The sequence below is a fragment of the Enterobacter sp. BRE11 genome (assembly GCF_031844285.1).
Classification (GTDB): Bacteria; Pseudomonadota; Gammaproteobacteria; order Enterobacterales; family Enterobacteriaceae; genus Pantoea.
In genome coordinates this window covers 32,733-52,626 of the sequence record NZ_JAUZUX010000007.1, presented here as the reverse complement: position 1 = coordinate 52,626, position 19,894 = coordinate 32,733, and the positions used below count along the sequence as shown (strand labels likewise).

Below are 19,894 nucleotides of genomic sequence, written 5' to 3'. Positions count from 1 at the left end.
GCCGCGCCCGAAGGCTTACAGTACAGGACCAGCTTTAACCAGCGCGGCGCCCGCCGCGTTGTCGGTATACTTCTCGAAATTGGTGATGAAGCGCTGCGCCAGATCGCGCGCCGCTCCCAGCCACTTCTCGTCGCTTTCCCAGCTGCTGCGCGGATCGAGCGTGGCGGCGTCGAGCTGCCCCAGCGCCTTCGGCACCTGCAGGTTAAACACCGGCAGCGTCTCGGTTTCGGCGTCGTCCAGTTCACCCGCCAGAATCGCATTGATAATGGCGCGCGTATCCTTCAGCGAAATACGTTTGCCGCTGCCGTTCCAGCCGGTATTGACCAGATACGCCTGCGCGCCCGCGGCCTGCATGCGCTTCACCAGCACCTCGGCATACTGCGTCGGGTGCAGCGTCAGGAACGCGGCGCCGAAGCAGGCAGAGAAGGTCGGGGTCGGCGCGGTCACGCCGCGTTCGGTGCCCGCCAGCTTGGCGGTAAAGCCTGAGAGGAAGTGATACTGCGTCTGCTCAGGCGTCAGGCGCGACACCGGCGGCAGCACGCCGAAGGCGTCAGCGGTCAGGAAAATCACTTTCTTCGCGTGGCCCGCTTTCGACACCGGACGGACGATATTGTCGATATGATCGATCGGGTAGGAGACGCGGGTGTTTTCGGTCTTGCTGTCGTCGTCATAATCGACGCTGCCGTCTTCACGCACCACGACGTTCTCCAGCAGCGCATTGCGACGGATAGCGCGGTAGATTTCCGGCTCGGCCTGCTCAGAGAGTTTGATGGTTTTGGCGTAGCAGCCACCTTCGAAGTTGAAAACGCCGTCGTCGTCCCAGCCGTGCTCGTCGTCGCCAATCAGCTGGCGTTCCGGATCGGTGGAAAGCGTGGTTTTGCCGGTGCCGGAGAGACCGAAGAACACCGCCACGTCGCCCGCTTTGCCAACGTTGGCCGAGCAGTGCATCGAGGCGATGCCGCGCAGCGGCAGCAGGTAGTTCATCACCGCGAACAGCCCTTTCTTCATCTCGCCGCCGTACCAGGTGCCGCCGATCAGCTGCATCCCTTCGGCCAGGTTGAACGCCACAAAGTTTTCCGAATGCAGCCCCTGCGCCTGCCAGTTGGGGTTGGTGCATTTCGCCCCGTTCAGCACCACAAAGTCAGGCTTAAAGGCGGCCAGCTCGCTTTCGCTCGGCTGAATAAACATGTTTTTGACGAAATGCGCCTGCCAGGCCACTTCGGTGACGAAGCGCACGCTGAGGCGTGAATCGGCGTTAGCGCCGCAGAACGCGTCGACCACAAACAGGCGCTTGCCGGAAAGCTGCTCGGTTACGCAGGCTTTTAGCTGCTGCCAGGTCTCCTGGGAGAGCGGCTGGTTGTCGTTTTTGCCTGTTCCTTGATCGTTCCACCACAGCGTGTCGCGGGTGGTGTCGTCGCGGACAATATATTTATCCTTGGGCGAGCGACCGGTAAAAATGCCGGTATCGACCGCCACCGCGCCGCTTTGCGTCAGGGTGCCGCGCGCATAACCTTCCAGCTCGGGACGGAGTTCTTCGGTAAACAGCGTATCGAAATCGGGGTTGTGGACCACTTCGGTGGTGCCCTCGATGCCCAAAGCGGCAAGATCTTGCGAGGTCAGGCCGGTAACGCGCATGTGACTGCTCCTTAAATCGTTTTGGTACTGCACAGGCGAATAGTTATAGGTGCCGCGCAAGCCGTCTGCGTGCTGCTGGGCGGATGCACGATCGCGCGCAGTGTACTCTTCTGAGCCGATGGAAAAAGCGTTGTCCGTCAGAAATGCGAACCAGAGCGCGTTAAGCAGTAAAAAGTGCCGCTTTTGAAACTAAAGTTAGCGAAAAAGAGTTATTTTACTTTGTAAATTAAGGGGATATCGCGGGGAGGGAAAAGGGCGGCGAGGCCGCCCGGAGATAAATCAGTGGATGCTGTCGCTGTTTTCGCCTTCCGCGCCGCCTTTGCGGATCGCCGCAATATCGACCGCGTCGTAGACGTAGTGCGTGCCGCAGTAGTCGCAGTGCATATCGACCTGGCCATCCTCTTCGATGATCTCGTCGACCTCGTGCTGAGGCAGGGTTTTCAGCACTTCGCCGCAGCGTTCGCGCGAGCAGGTGCACTTAAAGCTTACCGGCTGCGGGTCAAATACCGTCGCCTCTTCCTGATGATAGAGGCGCCACAGGACGTCGGTCGCCGGCAGGTCGATCAGCTCCTCGCTCTTCACGGTTTCGGTCAGCGTTGCCAGGTGGTTGAAGTCTTCGGTCTGGGTATCCTGCGCCGGCAGCACCTGCAGCAGAATGCCCGCGGCGCCTTTTTCATTGGTGCGAATAAACAGGCGGGTCGGCAGCTGCTCGGAGCGCATAAAATAGTCTTCCAGGCAGGCGGCCAGCGTTTCGCCTTCCAGGCCTACCACGCCCTGATAGCGCTCGCCTTTCTCTGGCGAAATGGTGATCGCCAGATAGCCGGTGCCGACCATGCTTTTCAGGGTGGCGTCCGCTGGAATCTCGCCCTTCACGCGCGCGACGCCGCGCAGCTCCTGACGGTTATTGCCGTTGATGACCGCCAGCGAGAGCGGGCCGTCGCCCTGCAGCTGCACCGTGATGTCGCCGTCGAATTTCAGCGTGGCGGTCAGCAGGCTGGTCGCGACCAGCAGCTCGCCGAGCAGCATCTGCACCGGAGCCGGATAGTCATGGTTTTTGATGATTTCCTGCCAGGTGTGGCTGACATTCACCAGCTCGCCGCGCACGGCCACATTCTCAAACAGGTAACGATGCAGTTGATCTTGTACAGACATAAATTTTCTCTCGTTGGGGCTAGGCCTGGTCGTCGCCCGTTAATTTAAATTTCATCAAATCGCGGCGCTCTTTTTTATCGGGGCGGCGATCGGGATGCGGCATGGTGAGCGCGTTCATTTTACGCGCCAGCGCCACCTTTTCCCGTTTTTCAATACTGGCGGCGGTTTCGCTGTAGAGCTGCTGCGCCACCTCGGCCGGACCGCGCTTATCGCTCAGCGCGGTGACGATCACGGTGCGCTCGTCGTTGCCCTGGCGCAGCGTCAGCTCCGCCTCGATCTCGACCAGCTTGCTCGGCTTGCTGCGCTGGCCGTTGTAGTGCACTTTGCCGCCTTCAATCATGTCGCGCGCCAGCGAGCGCGTTTTGTAGAAGCGCGCCGCCCAGAGCCATTTGTCGAGGCGCACGCCTTCGCTGCTTTTCTCTTTCATTGCTGCTCCCGTTTACGCCAGCGCGCTGCACAGGGTGCGATAGTCGCGGACCGCCGCGTGACGCTGGAAGACCTGATCGGGACGCCCGGAGTCGGGGTTGCTGACGCCTAAACACCAGCCGATGCCCCAGCTTTTCGCCGCGTCGAGAATGGTCTCGTTGTCATCAATAAACAGCGTTCGCGGACGATCAAATCCGGTATGCTGCTCCACCGCCTGCCACAAGCGCGGGTCCTCTTTCGGATACCCAAAGGTATGGGTGGAAAGTAATAAATCAAGGTGCGGCGCAAGGCCGGTCTGCGCCAGTTTGATATCCAGGTTATAGGGATGGGCGTTGGTCAGCAGAATGGTGCGTTTTCCTGCCCGACGCAGCGCCTGCAAAAAGGGCACCGTATCTTCGCGCATCGCCGCCAGGCTACGCTTCGCATAGGTCATGGCGCGAATATCCAGCGCCAGCTCCGCCGCCCAGTAGTCCAGACAATACCAGTTTAGCGTATGCGCCACCGCCTGGTACTTTCCGGCGATCAGCGCCTCTGCCTCCGCCAGTGTAATGCCGCGCGTTTCGCTCAGCGTTAGCGGCACATGCTCCAGCCAAAAATGGCGGTCGAACGCCAGGTCCAGCAGCGTGCCGTCCATATCCAGCAGCACGGTATCGATTTGCGCCCAGTTCAGCGTCATCAGGCAGGTTCTCCGATAAAAAGCGGGCGACAGGGTAGCACAGAAAGAGGCGGGAGAGGGCAGGGCGCTGGCGGAACGGGCCGGGCGGCGTCGCGGCGTCAGAACATCGAGCGCACGCTCTGCATGGTGCTGAGATTATGGTTGAAGCACTTGTCGTAGTACTGCTGGATATTCGCCATGCGCTGACGGTTGCGATGGATACGGCGTAGTGCAAGTAAGGCGTTTACCAGCGCGCAGGTCAGCAGCACCGCCAGTAGCAGGGTGGTGCCGAGGTAGCGCCACATCGCCATCGCATCCGGCTCGTTGTGCAGCGCGATATGGCGCGTACCGTTGGCGTCTACCGACAGGCCGGTGATAATGCCGCTGGCGCTGAATGGCGTGTGCAGCAGCATGCCGGAGAGGCGCTGTAGTTCGCGCCATTGCGATGGCGCATCAAGATCGAACAGCGAGACCGTCGGCTGCGGCTGATTCACCAGCTGGCGCCCTTCGTCGCTAACGATAAGGAATCCGCCCGGCGGCGGGCTGTTGAGGTTTTCGGCGGCGCGGCGCGTCTCGCGGTAGAAGAAGCTGGAGGTCGCGGTATTGACCAGGTTTTCCAGCGCTTCGGCGCTGACCGGCCGCAGCAGCACGTTCATGCCGTTCAGCTGCCCGGAGTCGGCGCGGCGCACCAGCGTATCCCAGTCTTTGGCGTTGCCGAGATTCACCAGCGCGTTTTTGAGCCGCACGCAGTCCTGCTGCTGGCTACAGAGATCCAGCGTTTTCAGCACCAGGTCGGCAAAATCGTCCAGCAGGATCATGCCCGATTTTTGAATCGCCGAGGCGAGCTGCGGGTTGAGCTTGGGATCGGTATTGGTTTCCGGATGCAGCTGGCGCGTGGTCGCCTCCAGCAGCGCCGAGGCTTTATCGATGATATCGGACTGCGGCTGGGGCAGCGGCGAGGCGTTGTTCCAGTAGACGGCCGAACAGTCGAACGGCATATAGGCGTAGCTGCGGTTGCTCTGGTAGTTATCGGGAACGGCGCACATGCCGGTGCCGTTCACTTTCAAAATATCGCCGACGTGCAGCGGCTGCGCCGCCAGCTTGTCTACCTCGTTCACCTCAAGGCTCTCGGTGCCCTTGATCCAGGCCAGGCTCAGCTTGATTGGCATGCTGAGCGGGATCCAGCTAATCAGCAGCGCCATCACCAACAGCGAGCCGCAGGACAGCACAACGTTTTTGCGCCAGCGCTGGATAGGAAAGTTACGTACTTCGTCCTGCAGCGATAAAAAGCGGCCCTGACGCACCACCTGGCGGTTGAGGTAGATTTCGACATCGGTGGTCTGGCCGAGATCGTGCGCCACATAGGGTAGCCAGTGCGGCGGATAGGCGAGATCGATAATGCCCAGCGTGATATTGCTCTGCTCCTGGTTCGACTCGCCGAACAGGCCCCAGCGCTTGGGCGCGCCGCGCAGGCAGTGTATGTCACGCATGCGCTTTTGCGCGGGAATGTGAAACAGTGACCAGACGCTGGCACCGATCATGGCGCAGCCCAGCAGCGCCAGCCATCCCATCAGCGCGGCGGGTACCAGCAGGCAGATAAAAAAGAGCAGAAAGGCGAAGGTGATGGTCACCGCCTCGCGCGTGCCGTCCGGCCGCGTCAGCTGATACTCTTCCAGCGTCTCTTTGCGCACCTGCAGCAGCTCGACGTTTTCGCTCTCTTCTTTGCGTATCGAGGCGTTGGTCGAGCCGGGATGGACCAGCGCCGGCAGCGACGGCTGGTCGGTGCCATAGTTGACCAGCGAGTGGCCGTTAAGCGAGATCACCAGCGGAATCGTCTGGGTACGGATCAGCTCAACGTAATTCTCATCGGTTATATACTGTTCCCAGTGTGGCGGCAGATGCACTTCCACTTCGTCAAGGTAGTAGCGCCATTTGTGGGCATCATCGGTCGACAGGCCGTAGCGGGTGATAGCGCGCGTGACGGGGTAAACGTTGTTGCTCTGCGCGGTGAGCGTCAGATTGTCAAAAAAGGGATGTTTTTCGCCGGGTACGGCAGGGCGCGACTGCTTCGCAAGCGAGGCGACGTATTTTTCCACCGCGCGACGTTCGTCGTCGGTGAGTTTGCGGCAGGGCGGGCTAATAAAGGGCAGCGGTTTCGCCAATGGCGGACGATGCCGCATAGCGTACCAAAAGCCGATACCTGCCAGACCTGAGCAGACCAGCACGATGACCAGTACAATAAGGATTGTGCTCATGCGTTGTTCAATGCAGCCAAAATCCTGCCTTCACTTTGGACTAATGCTCCCAGATAGAACTGTTATTTAAGACAATTTTGGCGGGAATAAACTGTTCTGACAAGCTAAATGCCAGAGGAAATAACGCGCAAAATCATTAAATTAGAAGTTAATGCAGCATGCCTTGTCCGAATGTTAACCGGCAGAATCTGAATTAAACATCGGTCTTTTCTGAATTTTACCGCGTGGCGTTGACTTATTGCAAAAGCGTTAACTGGCGCAGCCGCATCTGAGAAGGCCTGACTGGGCGCGGCGTCCGCGGCCAGCGCTAAACTCGCTGTCGCACAAACGGCTGTGGTCAGGTAAGCTAAATTTTTTACCGCACCGCGCGGCGTTGAACGTCTGAGGCTGATATGAAGAACCCGTTAAAGAAACCCGACATCCTCAAAGTGGAAACCGTGGCGCGCTCGCGGCTGTTTACCGTTGAATCCGTCGATCTCGCTTTTAGCAACGGCGCGCACCGCGTTTACGAGCGCATGAAGCCCTCTGAGCGCGAAGCGGTGATGATTGTTCCGATTATCGATAATGAGGTTGTGCTGATTCAGGAGTACGCGGTTGGGCTGGAGAGCTATGAGCTGGGCTTTCCTAAAGGATTGATCGATCCCGGCGAGACCGTTTTCGAGGCGGCAAACCGTGAACTAAAAGAAGAGGTCGGCTTCGGCGCGGAGAAGCTGGAGTTTCTCAGCAAGCTGACCATGGCGCCTTCCTACTTCTCCAGCAAGATGAATATCGTGGTGGCGGAAGGGCTTTATCCTGAACGGCTGGAGGGCGACGAGCCGGAGCCGCTTATCGAGCATCGCTGGCCGCTGGAGAACCTGCTGGCGCTGCTGCAGGAGCCCGATTTCCGCGAGGCGCGCAACGTCAGCGCGCTCTTCCTGGTGCGCGAGTGGCTGGTGCAGCAGGGGCGACTGCGTTACTAACGGGTACGACATTGCCTGAAACTGGCAGGGCTTTGACTTTTACAGACAGCTCTAAAGCTCGCAAGCGGGTGAGATGGACCGAAGAGCAAAGCGTCCCGCGACAGGGATGTCGCGGGACGAGCTGGCAGGGATGCCGCTTTTTGCGTCTTTGCGATCGGGCCATCTCACCCGCGTTAGCACATTCCAAAATAAAAAGGCCGACAGCGATGTCGGCCTTTTTTGTACTTACGGCAGGGCTTAAAACAGCTCGTGGCTCTCGCCGTTATCCATAATGGTAGTGCCGACGTCGTGCACCGAGTATTCCGTCGGCTGCGTGCCGTTGATAAAGTACTCCTGGCGCGTATTGCCGCCGCCGTTGGCCAGCTTGCCGGTGCTGCGGTCGATGGTCACCGTGACGATGCCGTCGGGCGGCGTCAGCGGCTGCTCCGGCACCCCGTCCAGCGCGCTCTTCATATAGTCATCCCATGCCGGCTGCGCGCTTTTCGCGCCGCCTTCATAACCGGAAATCTGGTCTGGAATCGCGCCCGACAGCGTGCTGCGGCCCAAATCGCGGCGCGCGTCGTCAAAGCCGATCCACACCGAGGTCACTACGCCAGGACCGTAGCCGGAGAACCAGGCGTCCTTCGAACTGTTGGTGGTGCCGGTTTTACCGCCGATATCGTTGCGCTTCAGATCGCGCGACGCACGCCAGCCGGTGCCCATCCAGCCCGGTTCGCCAAAGATATTGGAGTTGAGCGCGCTCTTGATCAGGAACGACAGCGGCGTGTTGATCACATGCGGCGCATACTCCTGTCCATCGGGCTGCGGCTGAGCAGGAACCTGCTCCAGCGCGGGCTGCGGCGCTGGCTGGTTCTGGTTCTGATCGGAAGTCGCGACGTTTTCTACGCTCTCCTCGTTCAGCGCCAGCGCCTTGCGGGTTTCGCCGTAAATCACCGGCAGATTGCACTGTGGGCAGGCGATGCGCGGTTTCGCTTCGAAAATAACGCCGCCTTGCTCGTTCTCGATCTTGCTGATGAAGTACGGGTCGACCAAAAAGCCGCCGTTCGCCATCACGGAGTAGCCGCGCGCCACCTGCATCGGCGTAAACGACGCTGCGCCGAGCGCCAGCGATTCGGTATGCACGATATTCTGCGCCGGGAAGCCGAAGCGCTGCAGATATTCTGCCGCGTAATCGACGCCCATGGCACGCATGGCGCGCACCATCACCACGTTTTTCGACTGACCTAATCCCTGACGCAGACGAATTGGACCATCATAGGTAGGCGGCGAGTTTTTCGGTCGCCAGTCGGCGCCCGCGCCCGCATCCCAGCGCGAAATCGGCACGTCGTTCAGGATCGAGGCCAGCGTCAGACCGCGGTCCATCGCCGCGGTGTAGAGGAACGGCTTGATGTTCGAGCCGACCTGACGCAGCGCCTGGGTGGCGCGGTTGAACATGCTCTGATTAAAGTCGAAGCCGCCGACCAGCGCGCGCACCGCGCCGGTCTGCGGATCGAGCGACACCAGTGCGGAGTTGACGTCCGGCACCTGCGCCAGCCACCAGCCGTCACCGACTTTACGCACCCAAATCTGCTGACCCGTCTGTACTACCTGCGTCACGCTTCTCGGCGTTGGGCCCTGTACGGTATCTGACTTGAACGCGCGCGCCCAGCGTACGCCAGCGAGGCCCAGCGAGACGCTGGTGCCATCTTTCAGCATCGCGGTCGCCTCGTCGCTGCTGGCCTGCGTAACAACGGCAGGCAACAAAGGCCCGTAAACCGGCAGCGGCTTCAGCGCTTTCAGGATCTGCTCCTGACTCCAGGCGGGCTCGCCCACTTTCCACAGCACGCTGGTCGGCCCGCGGTAGCCGTGACGCATATCGTAGGCCAGCACGTTGTTGCGTACCGCCTCCTGCGCCGCCTGCTGGAGACGACGCGTCACGGTGGTATAGACCTTGTAGCCGTCGTTGTAGGCGCCGTCGCCGTAGCGCTTCACCATCTCCTGGCGCACCATTTCACTCAGATAGGGTGACGAGAAGGCGATTTCCGGGCCGTGATAGCTCGCTTCCAGCGGCGCGCTGCGCGCTTCATCGTACTGCTGCTGGGTGATGTAGCCCTGATCCAGCATGCGCGACAGCACGACATTGCGACGCGCCAGCGCGCGGCTGTGGGAGTAGAGCGGGTTAAAGGTAGAGGGGGCTTTCGGCAGACCGGCGATCATCGCCGTTTCGCTCAGCGAAAGCTGGTCTACCGGCTTGCCGAAGTAAACCTGTGCGGCGGCGCCGACGCCATAGGCGCGATAGCCGAGATAAATCTTGTTCAGGTAGAGCTCGAGGATCTCATCTTTATTCAGCAGCTGCTCAATGCGAATGGCGAGAAATGCCTCCTTGATCTTGCGCATCAGCGTGCGCTCAGGGCTCAGGAAGAAGTTACGCGCCAGCTGCTGCGTAATGGTGCTCGCGCCCTGAGAAGCATGGCCGGACATCAGCGCGATGCTGGCGGCGCGGAAAATGCCCACCGGATCGACGCCGTGATGCTCATAGAAACGACTGTCTTCCGTAGCGATAAAGGCTTTGATCAGCTCGGGTGGCATCTGCTGCAGCGTCAGCGGAATACGACGCTTCTCGCCGTACTGGGCGATCAGTTCACCATCCGCGCTGTAGACCTGCATGGGCGTCTGCAGGCGCACATCTTTCAGCGTGTTAACGTCGGGGAGCTGCGGCTCTATATATTTGTACAAACCATAAATCGAGCCAGCTCCCAGCAAGATGCAACACACTGCAAGGATTAATAAATACTTTACGAACTTCACCTGGAGTTTCCCATCTGTTGTCGTTTGGGCAGTTTATAAACAACCGCGCGGTAGTATAAAGGCAAGCCAGACGCTTTGATATGTCCTTTTACCCCTGTAGATAAGGAGATCGCGCGCATGGCTTTTCAGACATGGCAAGTCGGACTGGATATTCAGAATACGCAGCTCTGCGCTCTCGCTATACAGCGCCGGCGCGGCGGCTGGCAGCTGTGCCGCTGGTGGCAGCAAGGGCTGCCGCAAGATACGTTAAGAAACGGCGTGCTGCAATCTTCGCCTGAATTACAGGTGGCGCTGCGCACGTTGCAAAAGCAGCTGCCGCAGCGCTATTCGCTGCGCGTCGGTCTGCCTGCGCAGCTGGTGCTGCAGCGGCCGCTGGCGCTACCGAGCCAGCATCTGCAGGAGCCTGCGCTGGGACGTTACGTAACGGCGGCGGCGCAGCGGCTCTTTCCGGTCGAGCCGGAAGCGCTGGCGCTCGACTATCGCGCCAGCGAAGCGGACCGCCAGCTTTACGTGACCGCCGCCCGGCAAGAGGTCATCACCCGATGGCTGACGCCGCTGCGGCAGAGCGCGCTGCGACCAGCGGTTTTTGAGCTCACGACCCATGCGCTGGCGCTCGCGGCGCGCGCCGCAGGCCTGAATGATGACGCCGCGCTGCTGATCGGTCACGACGCGCAGTGGCTCTGGTACAGCCGCGCCAGCGAGAACGTGGTCGGCAGCGCCAGTATAGAGACCGCGCCCGAGGAGGTGAGGCAGCGCTGTTTCCCGCAGGCCAGCGCGCTGTTCGGCTGCGCGCCGTCGCCCTGTCTGCTGCCCAAGGCCTTCTTCTCTTTTTCACCGTTTAGCCTGTTCACTTATCGCCAGCCGCCGCTGCCCCAGCAGGAAGCGGCGTTTTGCATTGCCGCCGGGCTGGCGCTGCGTCCAGAGGATAGCTGATGATCGCGGTGAATATGCTGCCGTGGCGGTATGCGCGTCTGCGCCGCCAGCGGCGCGCCGTGCTGGCGCTGACGGCGACGCTGCTGCTGGCGCTGACGCTGACGGCGGCATTCGCGCGATGGCGTCTTGAGCGCGTCAGCCAGCATCTGCTCAGCGCCCAGAGCGAGACGCATCACGCGCTGACGGCGATGGCGCAGCGGATTAGCCAGCGGCGCGAACTGCAGCAGCAGCTGGCGGTGCAGCAGGCAACGTGGCGGCGCGCGCAGCGTCACGTCGACGACCTGATGCGCTGGCACCGGTTCTGGCAGGCGCTGCCGCTGCTTTTGCCGCAGCCGGTCTGGCTGGAGCGCGTAGAGAAAATGCCGACGCAGCTGCGCATTGAGGGGCGCGCGCAGGAGGTGCGGGCGATAGGCGAACTGCGGCGGCGTCTTGACGAGGCGGCGCTCGTCGCCAGGGTGCGGCAGGGCAACGTTGAGCGCCAGCCGAACGGCGTCTATCGCTTTACGCTGTACGCGCATCTTGAGGAGATGGCGGATGAATAGCGCGCTGGAGCGCTGGCTGCATCTGCCGCTGCGCCAACAGATCGGCATAGTAGCGGCGTGCTTTGCCGCAGCGACGCTGGCGCTCTGGCTACTGCTTTTGCGGCCGCAGCAGTTAGCGCAACAGGCGCTGCGCGCCGATATTGCCCGGCTTGAGCAGAAGTATCAGCAGCAGCAGGCGCAGCTTAATGCGCTGCCTGATGAGGCGTTGCTGCGCGCGCAGCTGGCCGATAGCGCGCGTCAGTCTGAGACGTCCTTCCGCGCCGTGCCGCTTGACGCCGTTCTGGCGGCGCGCGGCAGCCAGCTGCTGGCATGGCAGCCCGAAACAGAGCCGCGCACCCTGACGCTGCTGCTGGCGTGGGAGCAGTTCCTGCCGCTGTTTGCCGAGCTGGCGCGCACCACCGTCTCGTTTCCGACACGTTTTCTGCTGGAGGCGCGGCAGGGAAAGGTGCAGGCAACGCTCTGGCTGGAGAGCGACGATGCGCGCTAAGTGGCTGCTGCTCTGGCTGGCGGCGGCCACGCTTTATGCCGCGCCGCGCGATCCGTTTCAGCCGCCGCCGGAGATCCGGTGTGAGCCGCCAGCCGCGCTAACCGGCTGGCGGCTGCAGGGGGTGCTGGGGCGTGCGCCGCGCCTGCGTGCCTGGCTGACCTCCCCACAGGGGGAGATCATCAAAATCGCGGCAGCGGAGCGCCTTCCGCTGCCAGGCTGGCGACTAAGCGCGATGGCGCCTCGCAGCCTGACGCTCACCGCAGGCAGCGGCTGTGCGCCGCAGTTCGTCACTCTTTCTCTTATAGGAAGCGCCCATGCTCAGGATGACACTCTTACTGCTGGCGAGCCTTTGGCTCGCGCCCGTCCAGGCCACTGACAATCTCAACGACGATAGAGAGGGCCAGCGGCTCAGCCTCAACTTCGACGACGCGCCGGTCGAGCGTATTCTGCAGGCGCTGGCGGATTATCAGCATGTGAATCTGTTAATCGCGCCAGGCGTGGAGGGCCGGCTGTCGCTGCGCCTCGACGACCTGCCCTGGCGGCAGGCGCTGTCGCTGGTGACGCGGCTGGCAGAGCTTACCGTGGTGGAAGAGGAGAATGTGCTGCTGGTTTACCCTGACAGCTGGCGCCAGCTAAAAGAGCAGCAGGCGCAGGCGGTCAGCGCGCAGCAGGAGCCGCTGGCGCTGCGCGCCGTCACGCTGCGCTACGCCAGTGCGACGGAGGTTTACCGCAGCTTTCAGGGCGAGCGGCAGGCGCTGATGACGCCGCGCGGCAGCGTCACCCTCGACGCGCGCGCCAACGCGCTGCTGCTGCGCGATACGCCAGCGGCGCTCAGCGATGCCGAACGCTGGCTGCGGGCGCTGGATGTGCCGCTCGAACAGGTAGAGCTGGCGGCGCATATCGTCACCATCAGCGAAGAGACGCTGCGGGAGCTCGGCGTGAACTGGAACCTGCCAGCAGGAGCGGACGCCGTAACCGACGCGCTGCGCAATCCCCGGCTGGCGATTCCGCTGGCGGTCAGTTCGCCGGGGATCACCGCAGGCGTGACGCTGGCGCGGGTCGGCGGTCGGCTGCTCGATCTGGAACTCAGCGCGCTGGAGCAGGAGAACCAGGTCGAGATTATCGCCAGCCCGCGTCTCTTCACCTCGCACCAGCAAAAAGCGATGATCAAACAGGGCAGCGAAATTCCCTATGAGGTGTCGGCGGGTAACAGTGGCGCAACCACGATCGAATTTAAAGAGGCGGTGCTGGGCATGGAGGTCACGCCCAATGTGCTGGGCAACGGGCGTATCCAGTTAAAAATCCGCATCAGCCAGAACGTGCCGGGCCGCGTGGTGCAGAGCGGCGACAGCAGCGTCCTCTCTATTGATAAGCAGGAGATGGAAACCCAGGTCACGCTGAAAGATGGCGAAACGCTGGCGCTGGGCGGCATTTTTCAGCAGCAGCGCAGCCAGGGCGAAAGTCGCGTGCCGGTGCTGGGTCAAATCCCGCTGCTGGGCGCGCTGTTTCGCCATCAGACCGCGGAAAATAAAAAACGCGAGCTGGTCATCTTCATTACGCCGCGATTGGTCAGGGAAGCAGCGCTTTCCGCCGGATAAACCGGAAAATGCGCTCCCCAGTGCCAACTGCGTTGACGCAGGACAGGAATTAGCTTACAAGGTTTAGCGATTTTTAGAACGCTGTAACCGTCCCGACGGCGCGTATCCGTCAGGGTCAGATATCTCTTCTGTAGGCGGCGCGTAAAAAGCGCAGCGCTAATGCGCATCGTTTCGCATATCGCACACCGGCCCCGCGAGGGGAATGCCGGAGGGCGATTTATTCGGTTGCCAAACGCCCTTGAGTGTTGAGATAATTTTTCGTCTGACTCTTGCTAACGCTCATGAGGTCTCAGTTCCTGTCCCGCCAGCGATATCGCTGAACGCGGGGTATCATCAACGAATTCTTAGTAATACCGACAAAATGGCAGAGAAACGCAATATCTTTCTGGTTGGGCCGATGGGTGCCGGCAAAAGCACTATTGGTCGTCAGTTAGCTCAGCAACTCAATATGGAATTTTTCGATTCCGATCAGGAAATTGAGCGACGTACCGGAGCGGATGTGGGCTGGGTATTTGACGTCGAGGGCGAAGCTGGATTTCGTGACCGCGAAGAAAAAATCATTAACGAGCTGACCGAAAAGCAGGGCATTGTCCTGGCGACCGGCGGCGGTTCCGTCAAATCTCGAGAAACACGCAATCGTCTCTCCGCCCGCGGCGTCGTGGTCTATCTTGAAACCACCATCGAGAAACAGCTGGCACGCACGCAACGCGATAAAAAGCGTCCGCTGCTGCAGGTTGATTCGCCGCCGCGTGAAGTGCTTGAAGCGCTGGCGGGCGAGCGCAACCCGCTCTATGAAGAGATCGCGGATATCACCATTCGTACTGACGATCAAAGTGCGAAAGTGGTGGCCAACCAGATTATCCACATGTTGGAAAAAAACTGATCTAACGCCGAAAGGCTCAGTAACAGGTATCGAGCATCATGGAGAAGATCACCGTCTCACTGGGAGAGCGTAGCTATCCCATCACCATTGCCGCCGGACTGTTCAAGGATCCGGCTTCTTTTTGGCCGCTAAAAGCGGGCGATAATGCAATGCTGGTCACCAACCAGACGCTGGAGCCGCTCTATCTTGATCGGCTTTCGGCGCGGCTAACGGCCGCAGGCGTTAAAGTGGACCAGGTGATTCTACCCGACGGCGAGCAGTACAAAACGCTGGCCGTGATGGATGATGTCTTTACCGCGTTGCTACAAAAGCCGCACGGTCGCGACACCACGCTTATCGCGCTGGGTGGCGGCGTGATCGGCGATCTTACCGGCTTTGCGGCCGCCAGCTATCAGCGCGGCGTGCGCTTTATTCAGGTGCCCACCACGCTGCTGTCGCAGGTCGATTCTTCGGTTGGCGGCAAAACGGCCGTCAACCATCCGTTAGGCAAAAACATGATCGGCGCCTTCTACCAGCCTGCTTCGGTGGTGATCGATACCGACTGTCTGCGCACGCTGCCGCCGCGCGAGCTTGCTTCAGGTCTGGCGGAAGTGATCAAATACGGCATCATTCTGGACGGCGAGTTCTTTAGCTGGCTGGAGCAAAATCTCGATGCGCTGCTGGCGCTGGATGAACAGGCGACTGCCTGGTGCATTCGCCGCTGCTGCGAGCTTAAAGCGGAGGTTGTCGCGGCCGACGAGCACGAACATGGTCAGCGCGCGCTGCTGAACTTGGGGCATACCTTCGGCCACGCTATCGAAGCGCATATGGGCTACGGCAACTGGCTGCACGGCGAAGCGGTCGCGGCGGGCATGGTCATGGCGGCGCGCACGGCGCAGCGTCTGGGCCAGTTCAGCGAGGCCGACACGCAGCGGATTATCACACTGCTGCAGCGCGCGGGTCTGCCGGTGCACGGCCCGGAAAGCATGACGGCGGAAGCGTATCTGCCGCATATGCTGCGCGACAAAAAGGTGCTGGCAGGCGAGCTGCGGCTGGTGCTGCCGCTGGCGTTAGGCCGCTCCGAAGTGCGTGGCGGCGTGGCGCATGATATGGTGCTGGCTGCGATTAACGACTGTCAGAAACCCTGAACATAAGCAGTTAAGTGGTGACGCGGCGCGCGGGGTGCGCATGGCCGAATGCCGCTTTACGGAGGAGGCAAAATGGATGAGTTTAAACCGGAAGACGAGTTAAAACCTGACGCCAGCGACCGCCGTCCCTCGCGCCCGCGTAAGACGGCTTCCGCCCCTAAAGTGCCGGTTTCGCGCCAGCATATGATGATGGGTATCGGCATTCTGGTGCTGCTGCTGTTGGTGCTCGGCATTGGATCGGCACTGAAAGGCCCGGACGAGAGCAAACCGGCGGCAGGCAAAGAGGCGGCTAACGCGCCGGCATCCGGCGGTAGCAGCGGCGAAAAAAGCATCGATCTTTCCGGCTCGACGCCAATGAGCGGCGGCCAGACGGCGCCGGCTGAAGGCGCGACCGCAAACAGCGCGCCGACCGATAGCACGACATCGCGCGACGTCTCTATGCCCCCAGTCTCCTCTACACCGACCCAGGCGGCGCCGGTAGAAGCGCCCGCCAGTCAGCAGCGCGTCACCCTGCCTGGCGATCTCAACAGCGCGCTGACCAATCAGCAGCAGCAGGTCGACAGCGCCGCACAAGGCGGCAGTTCGCTGCCGACCGCGCCTGCAACCGTCAGCGGCAGCGCCGGCAACGGCAGCATTAGCGCGCCTGCGGCGACGCGCCCGACCACGCAGCGTCCCGCGACGCACACGTCGCGCGAACCGGCACATAAATCGTCGACCGCCAGCCGTCCGACGGCCAGCGAAAGCCGCACCCATACCACGCCAGCGCGTCCTGCTTTTAACGGTGCGACAGGCGGCGGCAGCACGACCGGCAACGGCGCGACAGCGAAATCGGTGCCAGGCGGCAACTACACGCTGCAGCTGAGCGGCGCCTCGCGCGCGGAGAGCCTGAACGCCTGGGCAAAGAAACAGAATCTCAGCGGCTATCACGTCTATAAAACCACTCGCAACGGCCAGCCGTGGTACGTGCTGGTGAGCGGCTCTTACGCCACCTCGGCGGATGCCCGACGCGCCGTTGCCTCGCTGCCCGCAGAAGTTCGCGCGCAGAACCCCTGGGTGAAGCCCGTAAGTCAGGTTAAGAAAGAAGCCAGCCAGTAAACTATGTGGGGCCGGTTAAGCCGGCCCCGTTGATAAGCGCCGTTCTGCTGTCGGTCCGCCACAGCTCCACAATAAGATGTATAACCACGACAGCATGAAGAAAAATCGCGCTTTCCTGAAATGGGCAGGAGGCAAATATCCTCTGATGGAGGATATCCGTCGCCATCTGCCGCAAGGCGACTGTCTGATTGAGCCTTTTGTCGGCGCGGGTTCGGTGTTTCTTAACACCGACTATGAGCGCTACCATCTGGCGGATATCAACAGCGACCTGATCAATCTCTACAACATTGTTAAGCACCGCAGCGCGGCCTTTATTGAGGATGCGCGTCGACTTTTTTCGCCGGAAGGCAATACGTCGGAGTGCTACTACCAGCGCCGCATCGCCTTTAACGCCAGCCGCGACCCCTACGAGCGCGCGTTGCTGTTTCTCTATCTCAACCGTCACGGCTACAACGGCTTATGTCGCTATAATCTGCGCGGCGAGTTCAATGTGCCTTTCGGCCGCTATCGCAAACCTTATTTTCCAGAAGCGGAACTGCTGTGGTTCGCCGAGCGCGCGCAAAAGGCGACCTTTGTCTGCGAATCGTACGATGTTACCCTGACCAATGCGCAGGCGGGTTCGGTGGTCTATTGCGATCCGCCCTACGCGCCGCTGTCGGCAACGGCCAATTTTACGGCTTATCATACCAACAGCTTTAGTATGCGCGAGCAGCAGCATCTGGCGGAGCTGGCGTCACGACTGGCGGTTGAGAGCCGCATACCGGTTCTGATCTCTAATCACGATACCGCTCTGACGCGTCTCTGGTATCAGGATGCAGTATTACACGTGGTGAAAGCGCGGCGTTCTATCAGCCGAAGCATAACGGGTCGCACACAGGTTGACGAACTGCTGGCACTTTACTGCTAGTCTGTTTCGTCCGCGACCAGGCATTACGTCAGCCGCAAGGCTGGCGCACAACATTGGGAGAATCGGATGAAACAATATTTGCTGGCCCCTTCAATCCTGTCGGCGGATTTTGCCCGCCTGGGTGAAGATACCGCAAAAGCGTTAGCCGCCGGCGGCGACGTGGTGCATTTCGACGTGATGGACAATCACTACGTTCCCAATCTGACAATGGGGCCGATGGTGTTGAAAGCGCTGCGCGACTACGGCATTACCGCGCCGATTGATGTGCATCTGATGGTTAAGCCGGTCGATGCGCTGATCCCGGACTTCGCCAAAGCCGGCGCCAGCTATATCACCTTTCATCCCGAAGCGAGCGAGCACGTTGACCGCACGCTGCAGCTGATCAAAGAGCACGGCTGCAAAGCGGGCCTGGTATTCAATCCGGCAACGCCGCTGAGCTATCTCGATTATGTGATGGATAAGCTCGACGTGATTTTGATTATGTCGGTCAATCCGGGCTTCGGCGGCCAGTCCTTTATTCCCGGCACGCTCGATAAGCTGCGCGAAGCGCGCAGGCGCATCGATCACGGCGGCTACAACATTCGTCTGGAAGTGGACGGCGGCGTCAAAATTGACAACATCGCGCAGATTGCCGCCGCCGGTGCCGATATGTTCGTCGCCGGTTCGGCGATTTTCGGCCATCCCGACTACAAGAAAGTGATTGATGAAATGCGTCACGAACTGGAGAAGGTTAATGGCTCATTTCACTGATATACGCGCGCTGGCGTTCGATCTCGACGGAACCCTGGTGCACAGCGCGCCCGGCCTGTCGCAGGCGATTGACCTTGCGCTGGCTGATTTGCAGCTGCCGCCGGCAGGCGTGGAGCGTGCCTCGACCTGGATTGGCAACGGCGCAGACGTGATGATGTCGCGCGCGCTGACCTGGGCGCTGGGTCGGGAGCCGCAGCCCGATCAACAGCGCGACGCGCGCGCCCTGTTCGACAAACACTACGCCGCGACGGTAGAGGCGGGCAGCACGCTGTTTCCGCAGGTAAAAGAGACGCTGCTGGCGCTGCATGCCAAAGGGCTGCCGCTGGCGATCGTCACCAACAAACCGACGCCGTTCGTCGCGCCGCTGCTGGAATCGCTCGGCATCGCCGAGGCGTTTACGCTGGTTGTCGGCGGCGATGACGTTATCGTGAAGAAACCGCATCCGGCCGCGATTTTTCTGGTGCTGGGCCGCTTCGGCGTGCTGCCGAATCAGCTGCTGTTCGTCGGCGATTCACGCAATGATATTCAGGCGGCGCAGGCCGCTGGCGTACCCAATGTCGCCATGACCTACGGCTACAACTACGGCGAACCGATCGCCGACAGCAAGCCTGACCTGACCCTCGACTCTTTTGATGAACTTTTGCCCCTCCTCGGGCTGCACTAATCAGGACACAAGTATGAGCAAACCCATTGTTTTCAGCGGCGCACAGCCGTCCGGCGAACTTACCATTGGCAACTATATGGGTGCGCTGCGTCAGTGGGTGCAGATGCAGGACGATTTCCACTGCATTTACTGCATCGTCGATCTGCACGCTATCACCGTTCGTCAGGATCCGGCGGCGCTGCGCAAGGCGACGCTGGATACGCTGGCGCTCTATCTCGCCTGCGGCATCGATCCCAGCAAGAGCACGATCTTCGTGCAGTCGCACGTGCCGGAACATGCTCAGCTGAGCTGGGTGCTGAACTGTTACGCCTATTTCGGCGAGCTGAGCCGCATGACGCAGTTCAAAGATAAGTCGGCGCGCTATGAAGAGAATATTAACGCAGGCCTGTTCGATTATCCGGTGCTGATGGCAGCAGATATTCTGCTCTACCAGACCAATCAGGTGCCGGTAGGCGAAGATCAGAAGCAGCACCTTGAGCTAAGCCGCGATATCGCGCAGCGCTTTAACGCGCTCTACGGCGATATTTTCCGCGTGCCTGAGCCGTTTATTCCAAAATCGGGCGCGCGCGTGATGTCGCTGCTGGAGCCGACGCGCAAGATGTCTAAGTCGGACGATAACCGCAATAACGTTATCGGCCTGCTGGAAGATCCGAAGTCGGTGGTGAAGAAGATCAAGCGCGCCGTGACCGACTCCGAAGAGCCGCCGGTGGTGCGTTACGACGTCAAAGAGAAAGCGGGCGTCTCGAACCTGCTGGATATCCTTTCCGGCGTTACCGGCAAAACCATCGCCGAGCTGGAAGCGGAGTTCGAAGGCAAGATGTATGGCCACCTGAAAGGCGCGGTGGCGGATGCGGTATCGGGCATGCTCACCGAGCTTCAGGAGCGCTACAACCGCTATCGCAACGACGAAGCCTTCCTCGAGCAGGTGATGCGCGACGGCGCGCAGAGAGCGCGTGAGCGTGCGCAGGAGACGCTGAAGAAGGTGTATGAAGCGATCGGCTTTGTTGCCGCGCCCTGAAACGGTAGCGAAGGGGACTGA

19 protein-coding genes are annotated in these 19,894 nt (G+C 60.8%); 13 read left to right on the top strand and 6 right to left on the bottom strand.

The features are described from left to right. Nucleotides 1-15 precede the first annotated feature (15 nt). From pckA to Q9R34_RS08915, 5 genes are all read right to left on the bottom strand, one after another. The gene (gene pckA, locus Q9R34_RS08935) at nucleotides 16-1,635 is read right to left on the bottom strand and encodes a phosphoenolpyruvate carboxykinase (ATP) (protein ID WP_485893159.1); all 1,620 of its coding nucleotides are present in this window, start codon (nucleotides 1,633-1,635) and stop codon (nucleotides 16-18) included. Between the two features lie 279 nt (nucleotides 1,636-1,914). Further along, entirely contained in the window at nucleotides 1,915-2,787 is an 873-nt protein-coding gene (gene hslO, locus Q9R34_RS08930; protein WP_485893158.1) for an Hsp33 family molecular chaperone HslO, read from the bottom strand. Between the two features lie 19 nt (nucleotides 2,788-2,806). Further along, nucleotides 2,807-3,214, bottom strand: coding sequence for a ribosome-associated heat shock protein Hsp15 (hslR, locus tag Q9R34_RS08925; RefSeq protein WP_434124834.1), 408 nt, complete (start codon nucleotides 3,212-3,214; stop codon nucleotides 2,807-2,809). 12 nt (nucleotides 3,215-3,226) lie between these two features. After that, a complete protein-coding gene (gene yrfG / locus Q9R34_RS08920) occupies nucleotides 3,227-3,889 on the bottom strand; it encodes a GMP/IMP nucleotidase (protein ID WP_033792598.1) in 663 nt (220 codons plus the stop codon). A gap of 98 nt (nucleotides 3,890-3,987) precedes the next feature. After that, nucleotides 3,988-6,123: an intracellular growth attenuator family protein gene (locus tag Q9R34_RS08915; RefSeq protein ID WP_485893157.1), complete on the bottom strand. Its 2,136-nt coding sequence runs from the start codon at nucleotides 6,121-6,123 to the stop codon at nucleotides 3,988-3,990. A gap of 392 nt (nucleotides 6,124-6,515) precedes the next feature. Between Q9R34_RS08915 and nudE the strand changes: the two genes are divergently transcribed. Beyond that, entirely contained in the window at nucleotides 6,516-7,082 is a 567-nt protein-coding gene (nudE, locus tag Q9R34_RS08910; RefSeq protein ID WP_434124836.1) for an ADP compounds hydrolase NudE, read from the top strand. Between the two features lie 237 nt (nucleotides 7,083-7,319). Here nudE and mrcA read toward each other — a convergent pair whose 3' ends face one another. Then, nucleotides 7,320-9,869, bottom strand: coding sequence for a peptidoglycan glycosyltransferase/peptidoglycan DD-transpeptidase MrcA (gene mrcA, locus Q9R34_RS08905; RefSeq protein WP_485893156.1), 2,550 nt, complete (start codon nucleotides 9,867-9,869; stop codon nucleotides 7,320-7,322). Nucleotides 9,870-9,986: 117 nt separating this feature from the next. Between mrcA and pilM the strand changes: the two genes are divergently transcribed. The 12 genes from pilM to trpS all read left to right on the top strand — a co-directional run bounded on the left by pilM (nucleotide 9,987) and on the right by trpS (nucleotide 19,873). Continuing rightward, nucleotides 9,987-10,802 (top strand): pilus assembly protein PilM, encoded by an 816-nt coding sequence (gene pilM / locus Q9R34_RS08900; protein ID WP_485893155.1) that lies wholly within the window; start codon nucleotides 9,987-9,989, stop codon nucleotides 10,800-10,802. After that, on the top strand, nucleotides 10,802-11,344 hold the full coding sequence (locus Q9R34_RS08895) for a PilN domain-containing protein (RefSeq protein ID WP_485893154.1): 543 nt from the start codon (nucleotides 10,802-10,804) through the stop codon (nucleotides 11,342-11,344). Before pilM ends, Q9R34_RS08895 begins: the two co-directional genes overlap by 1 nt. Further along, nucleotides 11,337-11,831, top strand: coding sequence for a HofO family protein (locus Q9R34_RS08890; protein WP_434124840.1), 495 nt, complete (start codon nucleotides 11,337-11,339; stop codon nucleotides 11,829-11,831). Before Q9R34_RS08895 ends, Q9R34_RS08890 begins: the two co-directional genes overlap by 8 nt. Beyond that, complete coding sequence (locus tag Q9R34_RS08885) at nucleotides 11,821-12,207, top strand: HofP DNA utilization family protein (RefSeq protein ID WP_485893153.1); 387 nt, start codon at nucleotides 11,821-11,823, stop codon at nucleotides 12,205-12,207. The genes Q9R34_RS08890 and Q9R34_RS08885 overlap by 11 nt, the downstream gene beginning before the upstream one ends. After that, a complete protein-coding gene (gene hofQ, locus Q9R34_RS08880) occupies nucleotides 12,146-13,429 on the top strand; it encodes a DNA uptake porin HofQ (protein ID WP_434124842.1) in 1,284 nt (427 codons plus the stop codon). The genes Q9R34_RS08885 and hofQ overlap by 62 nt, the downstream gene beginning before the upstream one ends. 361 nt (nucleotides 13,430-13,790) lie before the next feature. After that, entirely contained in the window at nucleotides 13,791-14,312 is a 522-nt protein-coding gene (gene aroK / locus Q9R34_RS08875) for a shikimate kinase AroK (protein ID WP_485893313.1), read from the top strand. A gap of 38 nt (nucleotides 14,313-14,350) precedes the next feature. Next, entirely contained in the window at nucleotides 14,351-15,439 is a 1,089-nt protein-coding gene (gene aroB, locus Q9R34_RS08870; RefSeq protein ID WP_485893152.1) for a 3-dehydroquinate synthase, read from the top strand. Between the two features lie 72 nt (nucleotides 15,440-15,511). Then, nucleotides 15,512-16,534 (top strand): SPOR domain-containing protein, encoded by a 1,023-nt coding sequence (locus tag Q9R34_RS08865; protein WP_485893151.1) that lies wholly within the window; start codon nucleotides 15,512-15,514, stop codon nucleotides 16,532-16,534. A 94-nt stretch (nucleotides 16,535-16,628) separates the two neighbouring features. Beyond that, nucleotides 16,629-17,441: an adenine-specific DNA-methyltransferase gene (gene dam / locus Q9R34_RS08860; protein ID WP_434124845.1), complete on the top strand. Its 813-nt coding sequence runs from the start codon at nucleotides 16,629-16,631 to the stop codon at nucleotides 17,439-17,441. A 66-nt stretch (nucleotides 17,442-17,507) separates the two neighbouring features. Then, a complete protein-coding gene (gene rpe, locus Q9R34_RS08855) occupies nucleotides 17,508-18,191 on the top strand; it encodes a ribulose-phosphate 3-epimerase (protein WP_033753082.1) in 684 nt (227 codons plus the stop codon). Beyond that, nucleotides 18,175-18,855 (top strand): phosphoglycolate phosphatase, encoded by a 681-nt coding sequence (locus tag Q9R34_RS08850; RefSeq protein WP_434124846.1) that lies wholly within the window; start codon nucleotides 18,175-18,177, stop codon nucleotides 18,853-18,855. The genes rpe and Q9R34_RS08850 overlap by 17 nt, the downstream gene beginning before the upstream one ends. Nucleotides 18,856-18,868: 13 nt before the next feature. Beyond that, complete coding sequence (gene trpS, locus Q9R34_RS08845; RefSeq protein ID WP_485893150.1) at nucleotides 18,869-19,873, top strand: tryptophan--tRNA ligase; 1,005 nt, start codon at nucleotides 18,869-18,871, stop codon at nucleotides 19,871-19,873. Nucleotides 19,874-19,894: the final 21 nt, after the last annotated feature.